This window comes from Chryseolinea serpens, from assembly GCF_900129725.1.
Taxonomy (GTDB): domain Bacteria; phylum Bacteroidota; class Bacteroidia; order Cytophagales; family Cyclobacteriaceae; genus Chryseolinea; species Chryseolinea serpens.
The window spans coordinates 2865251-2887761 of the sequence record NZ_FQWQ01000001.1; the positions used below are offsets into that span (position 1 = coordinate 2865251).

Annotated in this window: 21 protein-coding genes; 18 read left to right on the plus strand and 3 right to left on the minus strand. The window is 52.5% G+C overall.

Annotation, left to right across the window (positions count from 1 at the left end):
* Position 1: 1 nt before the first annotated feature.
* The 6 genes from porU (at position 2) to BUB30_RS11465 (ending at position 7450) form a co-directional block, all read left to right on the plus strand.
* Positions 2-3415 carry a type IX secretion system sortase PorU gene (gene porU / locus BUB30_RS11440; protein ID WP_073133755.1) on the plus strand — a complete coding sequence of 1138 codons (3414 nt, stop codon included), beginning with the start codon at positions 2-4 and terminating at the stop codon, positions 3413-3415.
* Between the two features lie 14 nt (positions 3416-3429).
* The gene (gene porV, locus BUB30_RS11445; protein ID WP_245804068.1) at positions 3430-4599 is read left to right on the plus strand and encodes a type IX secretion system outer membrane channel protein PorV; all 1170 of its coding nucleotides are present in this window, start codon (positions 3430-3432) and stop codon (positions 4597-4599) included.
* Between the two features lie 5 nt (positions 4600-4604).
* Positions 4605-5867: a M16 family metallopeptidase gene (locus BUB30_RS11450; RefSeq protein WP_084138030.1), complete on the plus strand. Its 1263-nt coding sequence runs from the start codon at positions 4605-4607 to the stop codon at positions 5865-5867.
* 62 nt (positions 5868-5929) lie between these two features.
* On the plus strand, positions 5930-6355 hold the full coding sequence (locus BUB30_RS11455; protein WP_073133760.1) for a DUF2147 domain-containing protein: 426 nt from the start codon (positions 5930-5932) through the stop codon (positions 6353-6355).
* On the plus strand, positions 6352-6942 hold the full coding sequence (locus tag BUB30_RS11460; RefSeq protein ID WP_073133762.1) for a Crp/Fnr family transcriptional regulator: 591 nt from the start codon (positions 6352-6354) through the stop codon (positions 6940-6942). Before BUB30_RS11455 ends, BUB30_RS11460 begins: the two co-directional genes overlap by 4 nt.
* A gap of 61 nt (positions 6943-7003) precedes the next feature.
* Positions 7004-7450, plus strand: a complete 447-nt coding sequence (locus BUB30_RS11465) for a DoxX family protein (RefSeq protein WP_073133764.1) — start codon at positions 7004-7006, stop codon at positions 7448-7450.
* Between the two features lie 28 nt (positions 7451-7478).
* Here BUB30_RS11465 and BUB30_RS11470 read toward each other — a convergent pair whose 3' ends face one another.
* Positions 7479-8738, minus strand: a complete 1260-nt coding sequence (locus tag BUB30_RS11470; RefSeq protein WP_143164867.1) for a hypothetical protein — start codon at positions 8736-8738, stop codon at positions 7479-7481.
* Positions 8739-8892: 154 nt separating this feature from the next.
* Here BUB30_RS11470 and BUB30_RS11475 point away from each other — a divergent pair, with 154 nt between their 5' ends.
* A complete protein-coding gene (locus BUB30_RS11475; protein WP_084138031.1) occupies positions 8893-10119 on the plus strand; it encodes a GlxA family transcriptional regulator in 1227 nt (408 codons plus the stop codon).
* Positions 10120-10187: 68 nt separating this feature from the next.
* A complete protein-coding gene (locus BUB30_RS11480; RefSeq protein WP_178377079.1) occupies positions 10188-10991 on the plus strand; it encodes a DJ-1/PfpI family protein in 804 nt (267 codons plus the stop codon).
* Positions 10992-11044: 53 nt separating this feature from the next.
* On the opposite strand, the gene BUB30_RS11485 is transcribed toward BUB30_RS11480, so the two are convergent.
* Positions 11045-11722 carry a Crp/Fnr family transcriptional regulator gene (locus BUB30_RS11485; RefSeq protein WP_073133767.1) on the minus strand — a complete coding sequence of 226 codons (678 nt, stop codon included), beginning with the start codon at positions 11720-11722 and terminating at the stop codon, positions 11045-11047.
* Positions 11723-11852: 130 nt separating this feature from the next.
* Here BUB30_RS11485 and BUB30_RS11490 point away from each other — a divergent pair, with 130 nt between their 5' ends.
* Genes BUB30_RS11490 through BUB30_RS11510 form a run of 5 tightly spaced genes read left to right on the plus strand, consistent with a single transcriptional unit; the run spans position 11853 to position 14854 of the window.
* Complete coding sequence (locus BUB30_RS11490; RefSeq protein ID WP_073133769.1) at positions 11853-12650, plus strand: MOSC domain-containing protein; 798 nt, start codon at positions 11853-11855, stop codon at positions 12648-12650.
* A 52-nt stretch (positions 12651-12702) separates the two neighbouring features.
* On the plus strand, positions 12703-13239 hold the full coding sequence (locus BUB30_RS11495) for a CopD family protein (protein WP_073133771.1): 537 nt from the start codon (positions 12703-12705) through the stop codon (positions 13237-13239).
* The gene (locus BUB30_RS11500) at positions 13232-13882 is read left to right on the plus strand and encodes an SCO family protein (protein ID WP_073133773.1); all 651 of its coding nucleotides are present in this window, start codon (positions 13232-13234) and stop codon (positions 13880-13882) included. Before BUB30_RS11495 ends, BUB30_RS11500 begins: the two co-directional genes overlap by 8 nt.
* Positions 13869-14372: a c-type cytochrome gene (locus BUB30_RS11505; protein ID WP_084138033.1), complete on the plus strand. Its 504-nt coding sequence runs from the start codon at positions 13869-13871 to the stop codon at positions 14370-14372. The genes BUB30_RS11500 and BUB30_RS11505 overlap by 14 nt, the downstream gene beginning before the upstream one ends.
* Positions 14369-14854 carry a DinB family protein gene (locus BUB30_RS11510; protein ID WP_073133775.1) on the plus strand — a complete coding sequence of 162 codons (486 nt, stop codon included), beginning with the start codon at positions 14369-14371 and terminating at the stop codon, positions 14852-14854. The genes BUB30_RS11505 and BUB30_RS11510 overlap by 4 nt, the downstream gene beginning before the upstream one ends.
* Here BUB30_RS11510 and BUB30_RS11515 read toward each other — a convergent pair.
* Entirely contained in the window at positions 14851-15285 is a 435-nt protein-coding gene (locus BUB30_RS11515; RefSeq protein ID WP_084138034.1) for a DUF2141 domain-containing protein, read from the minus strand. The genes BUB30_RS11510 and BUB30_RS11515 overlap by 4 nt on opposite strands.
* A 321-nt stretch (positions 15286-15606) precedes the next feature.
* On the opposite strand from BUB30_RS11515, the gene BUB30_RS11520 reads away from it, so the two are divergent.
* The 5 genes from BUB30_RS11520 (at position 15607) to BUB30_RS11540 (ending at position 22490) form a co-directional block, all read left to right on the plus strand.
* The gene (locus BUB30_RS11520; RefSeq protein ID WP_073133776.1) at positions 15607-16086 is read left to right on the plus strand and encodes a (2Fe-2S)-binding protein; all 480 of its coding nucleotides are present in this window, start codon (positions 15607-15609) and stop codon (positions 16084-16086) included.
* A 16-nt stretch (positions 16087-16102) separates the two neighbouring features.
* Positions 16103-18262: a molybdopterin cofactor-binding domain-containing protein gene (locus tag BUB30_RS11525; RefSeq protein WP_073133778.1), complete on the plus strand. Its 2160-nt coding sequence runs from the start codon at positions 16103-16105 to the stop codon at positions 18260-18262.
* 71 nt (positions 18263-18333) lie between these two features.
* The gene (locus BUB30_RS11530; RefSeq protein ID WP_073133780.1) at positions 18334-18765 is read left to right on the plus strand and encodes a c-type cytochrome; all 432 of its coding nucleotides are present in this window, start codon (positions 18334-18336) and stop codon (positions 18763-18765) included.
* Between the two features lie 76 nt (positions 18766-18841).
* Positions 18842-20038, plus strand: a complete 1197-nt coding sequence (locus BUB30_RS11535; RefSeq protein ID WP_073133781.1) for an XdhC family protein — start codon at positions 18842-18844, stop codon at positions 20036-20038.
* Between the two features lie 331 nt (positions 20039-20369).
* Positions 20370-22490, plus strand: a complete 2121-nt coding sequence (locus BUB30_RS11540) for an outer membrane protein assembly factor BamB family protein (RefSeq protein ID WP_073133783.1) — start codon at positions 20370-20372, stop codon at positions 22488-22490.
* The last annotated feature ends 21 nt before the right edge of the window (positions 22491-22511 follow it).

The following is a 22511-nucleotide window of genomic DNA, read 5'->3' on the forward strand; positions in this document are numbered from 1 at the left end:
CTTGCATTGCCAGTTCACCATACGATGGATTCTCGTCACTGCCCTGGTATCCGCCGTATCGGCGGGGCACGCCCAGGAGACGCTGGCATCCAATTCCTGGTTTAAGCTGGGCGTTGAAAAACGCGGTGTGTACAAAGTGTCTTACGACGATTTCAAAAAAATGGGATTCGATCCCGCTACCGTCGACCCGCGGCAAATCGCCATCTATGGGAACCCCGGTGGCATGCTTCCCCAGGAAAACGATGCGCCCCGCTTTAATGCGCTGCAGGAAAACGCCATCTACATCGAAGGAGAGGGCGATGGCGTGTTCGACAAAAACGACTACATTCTTTTTTACGCCGAAGGACCGGACGCCGTACACTACGACGCACAACGCCAGGTGTTCGCTTACCAAAGCAATCTTTATAGCAAAAAGAATTTTTATTTTATCACCGTGGCCAGTGGCAGTCGCCCGGCGCGTATCCAGACCGTGGAAAGCGTGGCTGGAAATTTTCCGGTGGTTCAGCAGTATGACGATTTTGTTTATCACGAGCTGGAAGATTACAACGAATTGGAATCCGGCCGTCAATGGTTTGGCGAACGATTCGATCTCACCACATCGTATAGTTTCAAATCGGATATTGCCGGCGTGGTTGAAAACTCCAACGTCAAGATAGTGTCGGACGTGATGGCGCAATGTTATGATGGCAATGGGTCGACGTTTAAGATCTCACTGAACGGTACACCGGCAGGTGAACAAAATGTCTCCGCCATCACCAATTCGACGTACGCTGTGAAAGGGGCCGTACGCCTCGACACATTGACCTTGAATGCTTCCACCGCCGGGGCCGTCGGGCAGACTACGCAAACCCTCACCTATCAGTACGCCAAGGGCGGGGGGACTCGTTCGGTTGGATTTCTTGACTTCTTCCTATTGAACTTCACCCGCGAACTGGCGGTGTATGGCGACCAGACTTTTTTTGTTTCTCCTACTAGCCTCGGTCAACCGGTGTCGCAATATCGCGTGGCCGCGGCCACCACAGATCATCGGGTGTGGGACATTACCGATCCGTTGAATGTGCAGCAACAAGCTTTCACTGTGCAGGATGGAAACGCACAATTTTCGGCTGCGAGTGATGTATTGCATGACTACATTGTCTTCAATGCCAATGCTCCCGCTCCAGCGCTGGTGGGCAAAGTCGCGAATCAAAATGTGGGCACGGCTTCGCCTGTGAATTACATCGTGATCACGCATCCCGATTTTATGAGCGAGGCCCAGCGGCTGGCGGCACACCGGGGACAGCACAATCAATGGTCTACCTTGGTGGTAACCCCCGAACAGATCTTTAACGAGTTCTCATCCGGCCGTCAGGATGTGAGCGCCATCCGCGATTTTATCCGGCGCAAATACGAGTCGGGACCAACCCAACTCAAGGCCGTGGTCTTTGTGGGGAAAGGTTCCTATGATTACAAAGACCGGCTCTCGAACAACACGAATTTTGTGCCCACCTATGAGGCGCGCAATTCGCTGTCGCCGCTGGAGACCTATTCCTCCGACGACTTCTACGCCTTGCTGGAACCGGGCGAAGGGGGTTGGGGCGAAGATCCGGCGCATGCCGAAACCCTCGACATCGGCGTAGGCCGCATCCCCGCCAAGACACTGGACGAAGCTTCCCACGTGGTGACGAAGATCATTGACTACGACACCAACAGGAAAAGCCAGGGCCGCTGGCGCAAGGACATTGTGTTCGTGGCCGACGATGGAAGCCTCTCCGACGGGTTCACGTCCATACACCAATCGCAAGCCGACGTGATGAGCACTACCATCGAAACGGGAAATCCTCAATTCGATACGCACAAAATTTTTCTGGGCACCTATACCAAAACCGTGAAGCCCAACGGTGAGGCTATCCCGGAAGTGAACGAAGCCATTTTGCGTGACTTCAACCGGGGGACGCTCATCATCAACTACACGGGTCATGGCAGCGAGAAGCTTTGGGCGGATGAAAAAGTGTTTACCGACATCGACATCCTCACGCTGGAAAACAAGCTCTACCCTTTCCTTATTACCGCCACTTGTGAATTTGGGCGGCAGGACGATCCCCAGGATATTTCGAGTGCCGAGTTGAGCGTGCTTCGTTCCAACGGTGGCACCGTGGGACTGGTCACCACCTCGCGGCCCGTGAAATCGGACACCAACTTTGAGCTGAACAAATCCTTCTACGCAAACCTGCTTCAAAAAGAATCGGGCCAGATCCCCACGCTGGGTGAAGTGTTCCGCAAGACAAAAAACCAGAGCACCAGCGGCGTATTCAATCGCAATTTTTCGTTGTTGGCCGATCCCGGCATGACGCTGGCCATGACACCCAACATCGTTGCCGCCGCCAAACCCGAAGTCGCCTCGGGCGCCGACACCTTGAAAGCCCTTTCGGTCGTGACCATTTCGGGAGAAGTGCAGGATGGGAACGGCGTGTTGATCCCCGCTTTCAACGGAACGCTACACGCCACCTTGTATGACAAGCAAAGCGAGTCGGTGACCATCGGAAAAAACAATCCTCCCTTTCATTTCAAAGAATGGAGCAACGTACTTTTCCGTGGCAAAGCCACCGTGAAGGATGGATTGTTCTCGATGAAGTTTGTGGTGCCCAAAAATATCGCTTATGAAGTGGGTGCCGGGAAACTCAGTTTCTATGCCTCCGATTCCAGCCACATGGAGGACGCCGCCGGAGCCTTGTCGACACCGGTCGGCGGAAGCGAAAAAAGCTTTGCGCCCGACAACACGCCCCCGGAAATACGGCTTTTTATGGGCGACACCACCTTTGTGAACGGTGGCATGGTGCTTCCCAATACGAGCCTGCTGGTGAGGCTCCACGACGCCAGCGGCATCAACACCTCCACCTATGGCATCGGCAACACCCTGACCGGCGTGCTGGACGATGACGTGCAGGTCTACGCCCTGAGCGACTATTACGAGGCCGACACGGACGATTTTACCCGGGGATGGGTGAATTTCCCGATTAATGGCCTGACGCCCGGGAAACACACGATCACGGTAAAAGTTTGGGATACCTATAACAATCCGGCCCAATCGGTTATTTCATTCATAGTGACGGATGGAAAATCACTGATTATCGAATCCCTGAGCAATGCGCCCAACCCATTCCAGGGAGAAAGTCACATCTTTTTCACCCACAACCGCTCTGGGGACGACCTGGAGGCCCAATTGTATATTTACAATATTACCGGCCAACAAATGATGGCATACAACTTTTCCATACCTTCAAGCCCCTATCAGGTCGATTTGATGGAAATCAACGCAGGGGACGTGGACGGCAAAAAACTTGTTGCGGGGGTATACTTAGCCCGTTTGGCTGTTCGTTCAGTAACCAATGGCTCTAAAAGTGAGCGCGTTACAAAACTTATTGTGGTGAATTAATTATCTTTGGACCTTTGAAAAAAAACTTGATGCATTATCGCGTATTCCTCCTTTTGAGCTTTGTATTGATCGGAGTTCAGCACTCATTTTCCCAAGGCACAGTATCCCCCGGCGACCTGATTGGCGCCCAAAATGCCATCACCACAGCTGTTCCCTTCCTCACCATCTCCCCGGATGCGCGTCATGCCGCCCTGGGCGATGCCGGCGTAGCGACTTCGGCCGACGCCAACGCGTCGTATTGGAATGCCGGCAAGCTGGTGCACATCGACAAAAAATACGGTGGAACGATCTCCTACACACCCTGGCTGGGAAAGATTGTGAACGACATGTCGATCTCATATCTGTCGGGTTTCTATAAGATCACCCGCGAGCAGGCTATCTCCGCATCGATAAAATATTTCAACCTCGGCGACATCAGTTTCCGCGACGCCAACAACAACCCGCTGGGCGATTTCAACCCACGCGAGTTCGCCATTGATGGTACGTATTCCCGATTGCTCTCTGAAAAATTCAGCATGGGTATCACGGGTCGATACATTTATTCGAACCTCACTGGCGCTTTTGCCGGCATCGACGCCAAACCCGGCCGCAGCGTGGCTGCCGACATCGGCGCGTATTACACGACACCCTTAAAACGCCATCCTAACTCCACTTTGTCGTTAGGAGCAACCATCACCAACATCGGCGCAAAGCTGTCGTACACCGACAACGAGAACAAAAACTTTCTGCCCACCACCCTGCGTTTGGGAACGGCCTACAAGACCGATCTCGATGCATACAATTCGCTTACGTTTGTATTAGACTTCAGCAAGCTGATGGTGCCCAGCCCCAATTCGGGCCGCGACTCTGTGGGCCTGCTCAGCGGCATGTTCGGATCGTTTAGCGACGCCCCCGGCGGTGCCAAAGAAGAGTTCCAGGAGATCATGACTTCGGTGGGTGTGGAATATTGGTACAACGACATCTTTGCCGCGCGCCTGGGCTACTTCAACGAAGCCAAAAACAAGGGCAACCGGAAATACATGACCATCGGTCTCGGCTTCCGCAAGAATAAGTTCGGCGTGGACGTGGCCTACCTGGTGCCGGTGAACAAACGCGAAAGCCCGCTGGCCGAAACGTTGCGCTTCACGCTGCACTTCCTGATCAAAGAGACCACGGCCGACAAAGACGAAACCGTTACCGACTAGTCCTGATGCTCGACCGCACCCTCGCCCCGCCCTTTAACCGTACTACTGATTTTGAATTACTGCATCCCGAAAAGGTCACGACCGCCTCGGGCGCCGAGATTTATTTCGTGCTGGGCGGTAGCCAGGACGTTAGCAAGGTTGAGCTCATTTTTCCGGCAGGCCGCTGGGTGGAGAAAGTCTGGGGTGCTTCTTATTTTTCTTCACAACTCCTGAACAAAGGAACCCAGCACAAAGGCAGCTACGAGATCGCACAGCGATTCGATAGCCTGGGTGCCCACCTGGAGGTTCATTCCGCACTGGATTTCGTTTCCGTATCCTTATACTCGCTCAACAAAAATCTGGAAGCCGGACTCCGCCTGTTGCTGGAGCTGCTAACAGAATCCATTTTCCCCGAAAAGGAACTGGAACAACTCAAGTCTATTTACCTGCAGAACCTGAAAGTGAATCGCGAGAAGACCAGCTTCCAGGCTTCGTTGCTGATCCGCAAGAATATTTTTGGAGAAACACACCCCTATGGAAAAGAGCTGGAAGAAGCCGAGGTAAATCCGCTGCAACAACAACAGGTAGCCGCGCATTTCAACAGCTTTTTCAAAACGTGCACCATCCTGGTTTCCGGAAAAGTGACGGACGCGAACCAGCGGCTCATCACCAACGTGTTTGCACCGTTTGCCTTCCACGCATTGCAAAAAAAGGAGTCCACTGTCTTCACGGAGGCGCGGTCCTATCGCCAGGTGGTGGAGAAAGAAGGCAGTGTGCAGTCCACCATCCGCATGGGCAAGCGCTTCATCGATCGCGCGCATGCCGACTATGTGGACACGGTGTTTCTGAATCACATCCTGGGTGGTTATTTCGGTTCGCGTCTCATGAAGAACATTCGTGAAGAGAAGGGCCTCTCCTATGGCATCTCATCGAGCCTGCACGCGTTGAAGCACGACAGCTACCTGATGATCGGCGCGGATGTGAACCGCGAAAACATGACCCTCACGTTCGAGGAGATCGGCAAGGAGTTGAAGCGCCTGCGCACCGAGCCCATCGACGCCGAAGAATTGGAGACCGCCCGCAATCACTTCACCGGCAGCCTGCAATCGGAGATCACCACTTCCTTTGCACACGCCGATAAGATCAAGACCATCCTGCTCTACAACCTGCCCGCGGGGCACTATCAAAACATGATCCGCCGCATCGACGCCATCACGGCCGACGACCTGCTGCACACCGCCGCCACCTATTTCAAGGAAGACAGCTTCATTGAAGTGGCCGTAGGCTAGAACACATTTTCTTTGGATTGTTTAAGCGGCCGCGCTACCTTGAAAGAGAATCCAAAAAGGCTATGAAATCCACGCTCGTTCCGTTTTTATTTTTGATGTGCCTGTTTACCGGCTGCACGGAAGAAGTACCCGACGATGCCTTTGTGGGAACCTGGGAACTCAAAGGCCGCACCAAATTTGAAGGCATACGGATCAAAATCGAAAAGCACGACGATGCCCTTACGGGAAGAATTGTAAAGCTGAACAACAACAAGCTCGTCAAAATGTTTGCCGACTCCAGTGATGTTTGGGTCTCTGGAATTCAGCGCGTTTCCAAGTACGAATTCAAACTCACCGAAAGGAAACTCGCCGCCGATCTTTTCTCCCTCTACGGCCAAACCACCTCCCAGGATTTTAAAGTCGAATTCATCGACGACAACACCGTCGGGTTGGCCACGGAAGGCGCCGATCCAAAAAACTCGACCGTTCTCTACAAAAGAGTGCCATGAATTTCGATCTGATCATCCAGAACGTTACCCAACACATTCGCCTCGACCGCGAGGAAATTGAACGATTCACCTCCTACCTGGAACCCCGCACCTTCAAAAAGAAGTCCTTCATCCTCCGTCCCGGCGACACCTGTTTGTTCGAGACCTTCGTCGTGAAAGGTTGTGCGAAGATCTTTTACACCGACGCCGAAGGCGTGGAGCACATCGTGAAGTTCGCCATCGAAAATTGGTGGACCATGGACCTGGAGAGTTTCGCGCAGCAAAGTCCCGCATTCTACAGCATCCAAGCCTTGGAAGACACGGAAACGCTCCAACTCAGCAAAGCCAACCACGACGCGCTTTATGATCGCGTTCCACAGTTTGAAAAATTTTCCCGCATCCTGTTCCAGAACGCCTACATCTTGTTGCAACACCGCCTCACGCAAAATCTTTTTGTCGGCGCCGAAGAAAAGTACAACCAGTTTACAAAAAAATATCCCGGCCTGGAATTGCGCATTCCCCAAAAAGAGATCGCCTCCTACCTGGGCATCACGCCGGAATTTCTCAGCATGCTGCGAAACCGCAGAATGAAATCCCTGATTTCTTAAACTAGTTTATTCCGTTCCGGGGCAGGCGCCTGTTGTTTTGTCATCAAAAAAAACAACAGTTATGAAAGAATTACTTTTTAACACGCAAAACGACTGGACCGGGTTTATCCTTCGCATCACGGTTGGCGCCATTATGTTTCCCCACGGCGCACAAAAACTTTTGGGGCTTTTTGGTGGCTATGGCTACAACGCCACCATGAATTTCTTTGCGGAGACCTTGAAACTTCCCGCACTTATTTCATTCCTGGTGATCGTGATCGAATTCTTTGGCGCGGTCGGGCTCATTGCCGGCTTTGCCAGCAAGCTTTGGGCCCTGCTGCTGATCTGTATCATGACGGGCGCCATTGTCACCACAAATTACAAAAATGGATTCTTCATGAACTGGTTTCAAAACCAGGCCGGTGAGGGATATGAATACCATTTGTTGGTGATTGGCATGTGCCTCGCCTTGCTGCTGACCGGGAGTGGCGCATTTTCCTTAGATGGACTGATTAAAACCCCTCGTTAAGGAATAATGTTGGACGCAACGCGACAACTTACAGCGTGGGGTTAAAATTATACACCTCCGAATTTACTGGCGTTTGAATCGTCTTCAGTGGCACGGCGTCGCGGTACTTTCTTCCGTCCAGGAATTTGGTGAACGTGCAGCCGAAATATTCCAGCTTGCTAAAATCCAGCTGCGGGTAGAGCGACCGTATTTCCGTGGGGATGGAAGTGACGCCCGAGATTTGGCCTGGTTCCGATTCGATATTCCAGTGTACCCAGTTCGTGCCCTCCTGATATTGCCACTGTGCGTCATAGTAGGTGTATTCTTCTGAAAAATTGAACGAGAAGGTTTTGATCTCCGGGCTCGTCAGGGAGAATGTGAAGGCGGGGATGGCGATCGATGTGTTCACACTTCCGGTCTTGTAATAGCTGACCGAGCCGTTATCGTTTTGATTGAACACATAGGTTTGGTAGTGATCGAATCCATCCAGATATCCCAGGGTTGGCGTGTTGGATTTGAAGGTGGTTTGATCCAATTGGGTACTGTTGCTAAAGTAATAAGGCGTCGTATTGCCGGCGTAGTAGCCGACGATGTAGCCGCTGGTGACACCGGGATAATCCAATTTTAATTGTTTAGGGAAGGTACTGAATGTCGAATAGTCCTCTTCAGCAATGTCATCTGTCGCCAGGGCGTTCACCCAACCGTACACCGGCCCTCCGGAGCGATAACCGGACACCAGTACATCGGCCGGGCTTTGTGGAAGGGTCACTACCACATCCGCCACTCCGCCGGTGGCGGAACTGCTCCATCCGTAAGTGTTGGAGAATAACAAAGAAGCCGGGATGTTGTCGGCGTCGAAATAATTCGATAGCTCGATGGTGGCCTCACCGGCTGAAGAGGTGGGTGGAGTTGTTACCGTCAGGCTCAACTTCAGACTGTCGCCCCGGTCGAGGTTTGTGTAGGTATGAAACGAAAGCTCTTTCAGATTCCCGGAGTCATGCCCTTGAAAGATCGTGACATTGATCTTGTCGGCTTCGTTTGTCGAGCTGAAGGAAACGGTCTGGCCGGTGGCATACGACTTCGTGTCCAACACGTCGCCCGTCAGGTCGGTCACGAATATCCAATTATCACCATCAACGGTATAGGATTCATCCACGATCACGGTGAGCAGGGGTAGGGCGGTTTTCTTTTCTTCGTCGCCTTTGCAGGCAAACAGGAAAACACTCGTCACAAAAAATAGAAGAACGGCGCGCCATCCACGAATGCTGTTCATGCGTAAAAAGACCTGCGTGCAAATGGGTGTATACATGAATTTCATTTCCTGTTTTTTGGTGATCGCTCCTCGTCCTGTCTGACTACAACCTGCAAGGTATCCGCTTCCGGTTTAAAAGTCCAGATCGACAGTCTATTGCCGTCAAATATTTTAGTGCACGTCGCGGCGGCCCTTCTTTCGTGGAATACGCATGATCGCCTCATCCCAGCCCATGGCCGTCCAACCTAATCCTACCATTTTCGAAGGCCGTCAGGCGACAGAAGGCCACGGATCACTTTTAAAGGTAAAATATGCATTTCCAGTCGATCGCCGGGCTTGGTCGAAGCACGCCAAATATTTCAGGCCCTCGCCGGTCACCCGTCGGAATGCCCTATATTGGTCCAGCCAAATCCAACAGCTTGGTTTTACGTTTAAGAATTCCATGCGCACCCCGGTGAAATTCGACTTTTCACAAACACCTCCTGTCACGGCGGTTTTTGTTATCCCGCCGCGTGTTCATTTGCTGGACATGAGCGGGCCCGCCCACATTTTTTATGAGGCGTCGGATTTTGGCGTGCCGATACGGCTGGCTTTCACCTCCACCTATGCCCGTGTGTCTGAAGAAACGAGTTCCAGCGGTCTGGCCTTTGCCCACCTGGAGAGTTTTGAAGGGCTGGAACTCCAGGAAGGTGATCTCATCTTCGTTCCGGGGTTGGAATCGCATTACCTCACCGACACGGCCTTCTACGATTCGATCCAGCCGTTCCTGGCCTGGCTGGTGCATCAGCATGCCAAAGGCGTGAAGGTCTGCTCCGTGTGCACCGGCGCGTTCCTGGTGGCCGAGGCGGGGTTGCTGGACCACCGGCAAACCACCACACACTGGAAGTTTCAACAACTGCTCAAAGACCGCTACGCCAACGCCGAAGTACTCACTAACCGCCTGTTTGTTTTCCAGGAGGGTATTTACTCCAGCGCGGGCGTTACCTCCGGCATCGACATGGCGCTTTTTATGTTGGAGGAGTTATACGGCTCGAATTTCGCCGCACGGGTGGCGCGAGAAGTGGTGATCTATATGCGCCGGGGCGTGGAGGATCCGCAGCTCAGCATCTTCTTGCAATACCGGAACCACCTGGAGGATCGCGTGCATAAAATACAGGAATGGCTTTCGCATAACCTCGATAAAAAACACACGGCCGACCAACTGGCCGAGCGCATCCATACGAGTGGCCGCAACCTCACACGCCTGTTCAAGGACACGACGGGCATCACCATCGGGCAATACGTTGAAAAGCTGCGGGTGGAGCATGCCCTTCACCTGCTCCGCGAAAACGAGAAGGTGGAAACCGTTGCTCGTTCGTGTGGCCTTCAGAGCACAAACCAATTGCGTTCGCTTTTAAGAAAGCACGCCGGGCTGCTGCCTTCCGATGTGATGTCCTGATCCTGCGCCGGGTTGTCCTTTTTCTGGGCAGGTGTCCTGACTATTTTTGATACATTCAAATGACCGCTATGAAAACACTCCTCTTGTTCCTTTTTGCTTGCCTTGCGCTTAGCGCCGGTGCCCAAACCAAAACCAACCCCAAAGACATGGCCTATTTCTGCCCGCTTTGCAACAGCGACTGCGACAAGCTCGTGTTTGACAAACCCGGCACTTGCTCGCACTGTGGCATGGCCCTGGTTCAGCAAACCTTTGCCGACCGCAAGGCAGAGGTGTCTCAAAAGCCGATGACGGTTTGTTTCTATTTGCAAGATGGCGTGGAGGTGCTCGACTTTGCCGGACCCATGGAAGTGTTTTCCTATGCAGGCTTTCATGTGTTCACTGTTTCGAAAACAAAAGACCCCATCGTTTCACAAGGCATCTTAAAGATCATCCCCGACTACAGCATACAGGATGCGCCGCCTGCTGATATACTGGCAACGTTTGGTGGCAATGCATCACAAGGATTTGATGAGCCGGTGGTTGCCTGGATCAAGTCGCGCGAGAAAGCGACCTCTTATTTCTTCTCTGTATGCACGGGTGCATTTGCCTTTGGCAAGGCCGGGCTTTTGGATAATAAAACGGCCACCACGTTCCATCTCAGCATTGAAGGACTCCAGAAGTCTTTTCCAAAGGCGAAAGTGTTGTCGGATGTTCGTTTTGTTGACAACGGCAATTTGATCACAACGGCAGGCATATCCGCCGGCATTGATGGCGCCCTTCATTTGGTCGCCAAACTGAAAGGTGAGGCGGCGGCGAAAGCGGCGGCGCAGTACATGGAGTACGACAAATGGATACCGAAAGAAGGGTTGGTGCTTTCCGACGCGAAAAAATAACAATCCACTTCAGCAAAGTTCACGCAAGGCCTTGCGTGAACTATTGCTATCGCTTATTTCAAACTTTCCAGATCGCGGATTAAAATCCGTTTTCTATCAAAGTTGATCAGGTTGCTTTCCTTGAGATCATTCAAGATCGTCGTCACCGTTTGGCGCGACGTGCCCGTTAAGCAGGCAATATCCTTGTGGGTCAGTTGGGTTGGGATGAGCGTTTCGTACCCGACTTTTTTGCCCTTCCAGGCGGCGGTATCTTTCAGAAATTCCACGATGCGCGTGCGGGCATCTTTGAAGACCAGCAGTTCGAGTTTGCGCTCTAATTTCATGATGCGGAGGCCGATGAGCTTCAGGATCTTAAAGCTGAGTTCGCGATTCTCGTACATGAGCGCCTGAAGGTCGTTGATAGTGAGGGGGCAGATCACCGTCTCGTCCGACGCCTGCGCAAAGTCCTTGCGTTTGTCCTCTCCGGCCAGGGCCAGCTCGCCAAAGATCTCGCCGTTGGTCAGGATGGCGCTGATCACCTCTTCTCCCGAGTCCAGGTAGTGGCCGATCTTTACGCGACCCTTTACGATCATGTAGATGTGCGTGGCCGAATCGTCGGGCATGTAAATGAATTGCGAGCGCTTATAGGTGACGAATTCATGGTTGTCGGCCATCCGCTTCACCTTATGGGGGCATAGAATGTTGTATAGATTGGTGCTTTCAAAATACCAAAGCGCGGACGAGTTTGTCATGGGGACGTCTTCTGTTGTGTTGAGATCAACCTTTCTGCAGCATTCACGTAAATAGCTCAATTATCGGTGTGCTAGGCAATAATTCACCGATAAGTTATTTAAGTTAGCACAAAAATAAACGGAAAAGTTCATGAGCCGTCTGACGCTGAGCGAAATCTGGATCTACCCCATCAAATCGTTAGGGGGTATCTCACTGACACAGGCACGCGTTATGAAAAAGGGTCTGCAATACGACCGTCGCTGGATGCTCGTAGACGAGGCGGGGGTATTTCTCACGCAACGCGTACACCCGATCATGGCCCTCTTCAAGACGTCGATCGACGACACGCACCTCACGGTTCGGTTCAAGGAACACACGTTACCGTTGCGCCTGGTCCCCACCTTCGATCCCCATCCGCTTACCGTGACGATTTGGGATGACACGGTGACGGCCTTTGAAGTGAACACAGAAGCCAGTGCCTGGTTTTCTCAGCACATGGGCATGCCGTGCCGGCTGGTATATTTCCCGGAAGAGAATCCCCGGCAGGTAGACCCCAAGTATAGCCCGGAGGGCAACCACGTAAGCCTGGCCGATGCCTATCCCCTGCTCATCATCGGGCAGCGCTCACTGGACGACCTAAACCAGCGAATGCAGGTGCCCCTGCCCATGAACCGGTTCCGCCCCAACCTTGTTTTTACGGGCGGCGAACCCTATGAAGAGGACACCTGGCGCGACTTTACCGTGGGCACCACCCGCTTTATCGGAGCGAAGCCCTGTGCCCGTTGCGCGCTGCCGACCATCGACCAGGACACCGCCGAAAAAGGTCAGGAGCCCACACGCACGCTGGCCACCTACCGCCGCAGTGAGAACAAGATCCTGTTTGGCCAAAACGTGCTTACCGTAGACCCTGCCATCGTTACCGTTGGTGAGGCCATTACCCTCCAATAAAAAAAACCAACAAACTATTGATCGCCGTGCGCCTACTGGTGACTTTTGCCCAATGACATTCCTGTATCTCAAAGCCGTTCACATCATCTTTATTGTTACGTGGTTTGCCGGATTGTTCTATATGCCCCGACTGTTTGTTTACATCATTGAAAGCCACACCAAACCCGAACCGGAGCGCACCATTCTTTTGAAGCAATTGAACATGATGGCCTCACGCCTTTGGTTCGCCATTACGTGGCCGTCGGCGATTGTCACGCTGATCATGGGGACATCGTTGCTGATCAACCAGCCTTCCTTTTTGCAACAGGGTTATATGCACGTGAAGCTCACCCTGGTTGTTTTGCTCTACGGCTACCATTTTTCATTGCACTATTTGTTCAAGCAATTGCAGCGCGGCGTTGTAAAATACACATCACAACAGCTGCGTTTTTGGAATGAAGTGTCCACGTTGTTTCTCATCGCCATCGTCTTTATCATCGTGCTGAAAAGCGCGCTGAGTATGGTGTGGGGATTGGCTGGACTGTTGGCGGTGATCATCGCCATTACTTTGGGGATACGACTTTATAAAAAATATAGAAAAAATGAATAACAGAACTTTTTCATCGCCGTGGCTGGCGGCCGGCTTTGCCCTGCTGACAGGCTTTGTGTTGTTGGCTTCGTGTGCAAAAAAGGAGCAACCACCGCTCCCCATTTTTGGCGAACGTGAAGTGGAAGGCAAGGACACCGTCTACCACACCATCGCCAATTTCAAATTTGTGGATCAGGACAGCGCCACCGTGACCAACGACACCTTCAAAGACAAGATCTATGTAGCCGATTTTTTCTTTACCTCGTGCCGCACCATTTGCCCCATCATGAAAACGCAGATGCTGCGCGTGTACGATTCCATTCAACATGATCCGCAGGTACGATTGCTGTCCCACACCATCGATCCGAAATACGACACAGTCGGATTGCTGCACGACTACGCCGATCGCCTGGGTGTGAAAAGTGACATCTGGCATTTCGTTACCGGTAAACAGGAAGACATTTACAAGATCGCGCAGACCAGCTACTTCGCCACCGCCATGGAAGACAAAGGCGAAGTGGACGGCTTCATCCACAATGGCGCCTTCCTGCTGATCGACAAAGAACGTCGCATCCGCGGAAAATATGACGGAACAAAAGAAGACGATGTAAACCGTTTGATGGCCGACATTGCGCGCCTGGAAAAGGAATATGGCACAAAATAAGGTCGAACCGCAGAGACGCAAAGGCGCAAAGAAAAACGCTTTGCGTCTTTGCGCCTTTGCGGTGCAAACAGCACTCCTCCTCTCCTGCACGCCCTCAAAAACCGACACCTCAAAAACGCTTCCCGAAGGCTCGCCAAAATTCCAACAATACTACGTCCACGGCGAAGAACTCTACTTGCGATACTGCAGCAACTGCCATCAAAAAAATGGCGCCGGACTCGCCCGCCTCTATCCTCCCGTGGCCACTTCGGATTACGTAGATAAAAACAAAGACGCCGTCATCTGCCTCATCCGCAATGGAAAAAGCGGGCCCCTGATCGTGAACGGCATCAGCTTTGACAAACTGATGCAACCCATCCCAGCCCTCACCGACATCGAGATCGCCGAGATCGCTACGTATCTTTACAACACCTGGAATCGCCGGGAAGGCATCGTCGAAGTACAACACGTGTCGAAAGTGTTAACTTCGTGTGACACCGCTTCCCAATGAATACCACCGACACCCTTCGCCATCAATACGCACTCGCCGTCAGCGCACGGGCCGTGTTGTTCAACTACTGTGAGGATTTATCAAACGAAGATTTTCTGCACCAGATCCCGAGCTTTGGTCATGGCAGCATCCGGCATTTGCTGGTGCATGTCGCCAATGTCTACCAATATTGGATTGGGCACAACGCGCTGCAGGAAAAGCAGGCCTTCTTTAAAGCCGACGACGTAGTCACCATGCTGGACGTTCCGCCGCTCTACCGGCAGGTGGACAAATTGATGGACGGGTTCTTCACGGCATTCGACGGGCGTTGGAATGACACACTGACCATCCCTATCCAAAGCCGTCAGAAAGAGATTGTCACCACCGCCCTGGCCATCTTCACGCACGTGGCCACCCATGAATTTCACCACAAAGGCCAGGTGCTTTCCATGAGCCGCCACCTGGGCTATACGCCGGTGGATACGGATTTGATCCGCTTCTAATAATATTTCATTTCCAGGGTGCAGGTGAGGTCCTGGCCGTTCAGGTTCACTTTGGCTTTATCGAAGGCCGGCGGGCCGAATGAACCCAGGGCATTGTTGCCAAAGGCTACGCCCTCCTTGGGAATACCCAAACTCGTGTAATCCAGCTTTCCATTCTTGTTGGCGTCGTGCACCACGCTGATGGCATAGTCGCCGGGCATTACGTTTGAAAACACCACGGTAACCGACCCCTCCGCGGCCGAAACGATCTTACCATCCATGGGGGTTTTGAGGAAGTTCTCTTCGCTGTTGAATAATCCCACCCGGATGTCACCTTTAGCGTTTTTGATATTCTTTACCACCACCTGCAGGTTTGAGCCTTGTGCCAAAGTGTTGTGGCTGCCGATCGCCAGGGCGGCCAGCAGCAGGATGGAGTACAATTTGTTTTTCATGCGTCTTTAATTTTTCTTCTAAACTGTCTGCTTTCCGGAAGCCGTTCAAATTACCGTTACCGAATTGTCGTTTCCCATTGCCCGCCTGGGGAAAAACCTTCCCGGAAGGGCGGGTATTCTTTTGCAATTACTGTGCTAATCCGCATTCGTCCATCCAAAACCTTGTTTTTTATCATGCTGTTTGGGCCATCCGTAGGACACAAAAAACCTCTGATATTCAAAATCCCTCATCTGGCGGAATTTCTTGTCTTTGTCTATGCCCTCTGGATAAGCACTTATGCAATGTTCTTTGTAACTTTCTTTCTCCAACCCAACCTTATTATGGCATCCTACACCTTGAAAATCAACAGCAAGACCTACACCGTAGAGGCCGATCCGAAGATGCCCCTGCTGTGGGCCATACGCGACCTTGCAGGGCTTACCGGCACCAAGTACGGCTGTGGCATCGCGCAATGCGGCGCCTGCACTGTGCACATGGGAGGCCAGCCTGTGCGCTCCTGTTCCATTCCCGTGTCCGTTGCGGCCGGCAAAGATCTCACCACCATCGAAGGACTCTCCGCCGACAACACCCACCCAGTGCAGCAGGCCTGGATCAAAGAGCAGGTGCCCCAATGCGGCTATTGCCAGTCGGGACAGATCATGGCGGCCACCGCCCTGCTGAAAAAGACCCCTAACCCTACCGATAAGGATATCGACACGGCCATGCAAGGCCACATCTGCCGTTGCGGCACCTATCCACGGATTCGCAAGGCCATCAAAACGGCCTCCCAGATCATGAATCAAAAAGCTTCTGCGAAATAAATAAATCCACCACACCATGGAAACAAAAAATCTAACCCGCAGAAATTTCATCAAGCTGTCGAGCCTTACCGGCGCAGCCCTTACGATCGGCTTTTATTTTCCGACCGGCGCCAAAGCGGCCGAGGTCATGAAATCCGAAACCGCCGATAATCTCGGCATCGACCTCAACGCCTGGATCTCGATCGACACCAATGGTAAAGTGACCATCACCAACCACCGCGCAGAAATGGGCCAAGGTTCATTCCAGTCGGTGCCACAGATCATTGCCGAGGAATTGGAAGTAGATCTCAATGATGTACGGATTGTCTTCGCTCAAGGAAACAATGCCAAATACGGCAGCCAGATCACCGGTGGAAGCTCCACGGTGCGCGGCACCTATAAGAAGTTGTTGCACCTCAGCGCCACCGCCCGCGAAATGCTGATCGAGGCCGCCGCCAAAAAATGGAACGTCCCGGCATCGGAGTGCTATGCCGAAAATGGTCATGTCATTCACAAACCCTCGGGAAAGAAATTCAATTACGGCGAGTTGGTGGCCGATGCCTCCAAGCTCACGCCGCCCACATCAGTGCCCTTGAAAGATCCGAAAGACTATAAAGTCCTTCGCAAACCTATTCCGCGCCAGGATACGCCGCTCAAAGTTAACGGTACGGCTACGTTCGGTATGGACAAAAAACTTCCCGGCATGCTCTATGCCGTGGTGGAACGCAACCCGCGCTTCCAGGGAAAGCTGAAAGGGTTTGACGACACCGAGACCAAAAAGGTGCCCGGCGTGAAGCACGTGATCCCGGTGAAGATGAGCGTCTTCAACACCTTCCGCGAAGGCGTGGCTGTGGTGGCAGACTCCATCTGGTCGGCCATGCAAGGCAGAAAAGTACTGAAGGTGGAATGGGACGACTCGGGCTTTGAACACTTCAGCACAGAACAACTCTACGCCCGCATGAACGACGACCTGAAAACAAAAGACGGATTGTCGTTCCGTACAAAGGGCAACTTCGCCGCCGCGTTGGAGAAAGCGGATAAAAAGCTTGAAGCCACTTACGAAACTCCCTACGAGTCGCACAGCTGCATGGAGCCCGTGAATTGCACGGCCCATTACCAAGGCGACAAGCTGGAAATATGGGGACCCATTCAAGGCCCCGATTGGGTGCAGGATCTTTTGAGCCCGTTGATGGACCTGCCAAAAGAAAAGATCATTGTGAACATGACGTTCCTCGGTGGTGGCTTTGGAAGAAAGGCCTTTATGGACTATCCCCATGAAGCGGCCGTCATCTCTAAAGCTGTGAACGCACCCGTGCAAGTGGTGTGGACGCGCGAGGACGACACGACTCAAGGACCGTTCCGCCCGGGCATGGTGTATCAGTGCAGTGGCGGTCTCAAGGACGGACGCATTTCGGCCTATAAGGCCAAGCTTGCCGGCCAGAACATGGACCATCAGTGGCCTGGCGCACAAAAGGATTCTTACAACGGCAGCACCACCGAAGGATTTTTGGAACCTTATTTTGAAAGTATCCCGCACTACAGCTTCTCCGACCTGCCCTTGGATGTGCCCATCCCCGTGATGTGGTGGCGCTCCGTATATGCGTCGACCAATGGATTTGCCTTTGAAAGTTTTATGGACGAGCTGGCCGTTCAAGCCGGAAAGGATCCACTCGATTTTCGACGTCAACACCTGGGCGAAGAGCGCTATCAAACGCTCATCAACCGGTTGGAAGAAGTGTCGGGATGGAAAAACAGGAAAAAGAACGAAGGCTATGGCGTGTCCATCACTGAATGTTTTTCGAGCATCGTGGGCGAAGTGGTGAAAGTCTCCAAGAAAGCCGATGGCAAAGTGAAGGTAGACAAAGTTTGGGCCGTGATGGACTGTGGATGGTATGTGAATCCCGACATCATTCGCGCACAGGTAGAAGGCAGCATCGTGATGGCCATTGGCGCCGCCACCGTGCATGCCACGCACTTCAATGATGGCAAGGCCGTAGAGCAAAATTTCAATACCTACAAAATGCCCCGCATCACCGACACCCCGGAAATTGAAGTGCATGTGGTCGACAACGAAGAAAAGGCAGGGGGCGTTGGCGAGCCTGGATTGCCGCCATTGTCAGCCGCATTGACCAATGCCATATTCGATTTGACCGGCAAACGCATCCGGAAGTTGCCGTTCAACCTGGAAGAAGTATAATTGCAAACCTAACGGCCCATCAAAAGTGTGGCCGTTATTTTGATAGAGGATCCACAAAACTTTTATAATTGATGAAGAACGTCGTTTTAGTTTTCTCGTTTGGCTTGGTCATCGCGTCCTTTTTTTCTTTCCGGATGAAACCATCGTTTGATTTGAAGGCCAGCATTGCGCGTGGAAAAGAAATTTATACAGCACAATGTATGAATTGTCACATGGAGCAAGGCGAAGGCATGGAAGGGGTTTATCCTCCTTTGGCCAAATCGAACTTTCTGGCAAATCGCGACCGGCTGATCAAGATTGTTTTGAAGGGGATGCGTGGACCGATCAAGGTGAACGGTAAGGACTATGATAGTGAAATGGTGGGATTTGAGTTGACGGATGAGCAGGCTTCGGACGTGATCAATTATGTGCGGAATTCCTGGGGGAATAAGCATGTGGCGGTTCAGCCGAGTGAGATTGCGGCGGGGTTGGGGACGAAGTCGGCGGAGTATACGCCGTATTGAAAGTGAGTGGAAGCTGGTCTTGTTGGTGAAGAACACCAACAAGGGCGGTGGGGGCGCACAATATAAGTTAATATAAATGAAAGAGTTTAGGGCCATATTGGATGCGTGTAAGAAAGTAGACTTCGTGGAGCGGAGGGCTGCGTTGGCTACTGTGGTGAAGGTGCGCGGGTCGTCGTACCGGAGTCCGGGGGCGCGTATGCTCATTACGGATGATGGGCGTTGGGTTGGGTCGATCAGTGGCGGGTGTTTGGAGGGGGATGCGTTGCGGAAGGCACGGCAGGTGATGACGGATAGAATTCCTTTGACGGTGACGTATGATACCAGTGAGGAGAGCAATCAAAATCTGGGTATTGGTTTAGGATGCAATGGCATCATTGATGTGTTGATCGAGCCGGTCGATCCGGCGGATGAGAAAAATCCCGTAGGGTTTTATGAACAGATTGTAGCGCTGCAGGTACCCGTGACGTTGGCTACGATCTTCGCTGCAGAGGATGCTACCCTTGTCGGGAAAAAACTTTTGCTTTCGGATGATGGGCGTAAGCTGCATAATTTTTTCGATGGCGCCCTGGAAGCTGTCGTCACCCCGCACCTTCAGAAGCTTTTTGAATCAAAGAAATCACAGGCCATGACCTTCGATGTGCAGGGAAAGGCCGTGGAAGTATTTACGGAGCTTATCCAGCCTTCTACGTCACTGATCCTCTTTGGAGGTGGTTTCGATGCACGGCCGGTGACGCAACTTGCCAAATCGCTGGGTTGGGAGGTGACGGTAACAGACGAGTGTGTCGCGCATATCGCGCCGTTGTTCTTTCCCAATGCCGACAAGCTGTCGCTCTGTCAACGTGATTTTGTCGATCGCGATTTTGTGATCACGCCCTACACGGCGTGTGTGCTCATGTCGCATAACTATACCTACGATCGCGACGTGCTCCGGAAATTGCTTCGCACCGAAACGCCCTACATCGGCATCCTCGGTCCGCGAAAACGTTTTGATAAGATGCTGGTAGAATTTGAAAAAGAGGGACTGACCTTGACGCCGGAAGACTTTCATCGCATCCATTCTCCCATAGGCCTCGACATCGGCGCGGAAGCTCCGGATGAGATTGCTGTTTCCATCGTCGCCGAAATTCAAGGCAAGTTCACCAATCGTTCCGGTGGGTTCTTAAAGTATCGCCAAGGTCCCATTCATCACCGCGATGCGGCCAGTGACCAGGTCTTCAAACAAGTCTACCTCAATACTCCCGACGACGCAAAAAAAACAGCCACCCGCCCGTAGTCGCGGCCCTGGCCTCCGCGTAGCTGCCACACAACCCATCGTCAGACGGATCCTCCCTTCAGGCTTTTGATTCCTCTCCCGGAAATCCTATCTTCCCTGCAACCACGCTTTTACGAAAGAAGAAACGCTGTATACAACCATCGGCAAAGGTTTTGTAAAGGCGGCCTTAAAACATGTAAAAAGTAAGTGAGAAAAAGTTTTGCGGGGACTCTTCCTAAGAAGTAGAATCATAAGTATTTCTTAACCGCATAGTAGGTCCAGGCATACTTGGCTATTCATTTTCGGGGCATAACTTTCCATATTTACTATACCACCAGACCAAACCAACCGTATGAAATATATCCTGTCCTTAGTGCTGCTCGTTTTCGTGGCGAGTTGCACCACGAAAAAGGAAGAACCGACAGCCTCCGCTTATACCTCTTGGCGCATCAAAGGCGGCACAGCGGATGGCATCCAATATTCCGCATTGCAAACCATCAACAAAGAAAATGTATCCAACCTCCAGGTGGCCTGGACCTATCGCACCTATGATGCGGACACGGTGAACAACCGGACCCAACTCCAATGCAATCCGATTATCGTGGACGGCGTGTTCTACGCCACGTCAGCCCAATTGAAAGCCTTTGCTGTGAACGCGGCTACCGGTAAAGAATTGTGGCGATTCGATCCCGGTGAAGAGAATGCAGGCCTTGGCGTGAATCGGGGGGTGACCTACTGGGAGGAAGGCGAAGACAAGCGCATCCTCTATTCCTTTGGCGAAAACTTGTATGCCATCAACGCAAAGACCGGGAAGAAAATTGAAAGCTTTGGCACCGGCGGAAAAGTTAGTTTGAAAGAAGGGCTGGGTGAACGGGCTGCCACGCTCATGGTGTTGTCCAATACCCCGGGCGTGATCTATAAAAATCTGATCATTATGGGCTCGCGGGTCCACGAAGGTCCCATCGCCGCGCCGGGCTATCTCCGCGCTTTTGATGTGAAGACAGGAAAGCTGGCGTGGGTCTTTCACACCATCCCTCAACCCGGAGAACCCGGCTATGAAACATGGCCCAAGGATGCCTACAAAACCATTGGCGGCGTGAATGCCTGGTCGGGCATGACCGTGGACCATCAACGCGGACTGGTCTATGCCGGCACCGGTTCACCTTCCTTTGATTTTTATGGCGGAAATCGCAAAGGACAAAATCTCTACGCCAACTGTGTGCTGGCCCTGAACGCAGAGACCGGCGAACGCAAGTGGCACTACCAGGTGATCCACCACGACATGTGGGATCGCGATCTGCCCGCACCTCCCATGCTGGTCACCGTCACGCACGAGGGCAAGAAGAAAGACGCCGTGGCCCAACTCACCAAAAGCGGCTTTGTTTACCTGCTGGATCGCGACAGCGGCGAGCCCTTGTTCCCGGTAGTGGAAACACCCTTCCCTCCCTCCGATCTCGAAGGCGAGGAAGCCTGGCCCACGCAACCCATCCCTACGAAGCCCGCACCGTTCGCACGCCAGGCCTTCACAGAGGACATGATCAACAAGATGACACCGGAGATCGAAAGCTGGGTAAAAGAAAAATTCAAAGGCCTGCGCACCGGCAAAAATTTTATTCCTCCCAGCAAAGAGGGCACCGTTATCTTCCCCGGGTTTGACGGGGGCGCTGAATGGGGTGGTGGTTCCTACGATCCTGAAACAGGCCTGCTTTATGTGAACGCAAACGAAATGCCCTGGATCCTGCAGATGGTGGACGTGCGCATGAAGGAAAACGCATGGATCGGCATCTCCCTCTATCGCACGCATTGTGCCACCTGCCACGGCATAGAACGCGCCGGCGATGGGCACGTATTTCCTTCCCTCCTCAAGGCCAATGAAAAGTTTAACAAAGAGTCGCTCAAACAATTTATCCTGAAAGGAAAAGGGGTGATGCCAGCCTTCACACACCTCACTGAAAAAGAACGCGACGCCATTGCCCGCTATGTCCTGAACTTGGAGGAACGCACCGAAGATGAAAAGAAAGGCATCTTCGAACGTCATCCCGACATTCTCTACTCGAACACAGGCTACAATCGTTTCATCACACCCGAAGGCTACCCGGCTGTGGAGCCTCCTTGGGGAACGCTCAGTGCCATCGACCTGAACGCCGGGGAAATAAAATGGCAGGTACCCCTCGGCGAGTTTAAAGAGCTAAAAGAAAAAGGTGTGCCCCCGACGGGAACCGAAAATTATGGCGGCACGGCCACTACCGCCGGCGGTCTCGTTTTTGTTGCTGCCAGCCGCGATGAAATGTTTCGCGCGTTCGACAAGGCTACCGGCAAAATTCTTTGGGAATACAAATTGCCTTCCGGCGGATATGCAACGCCATCGGTATACGAAGTCGATGGAAAACAATACGTAGTGATCGCTTGTGGGGGTGGAAAGATGGGAACAAAATCCGGCGACAGTTTTGTGGCGTTCGCGCTTCCTAAGTGATCTAAAATAATAATGAAAGTA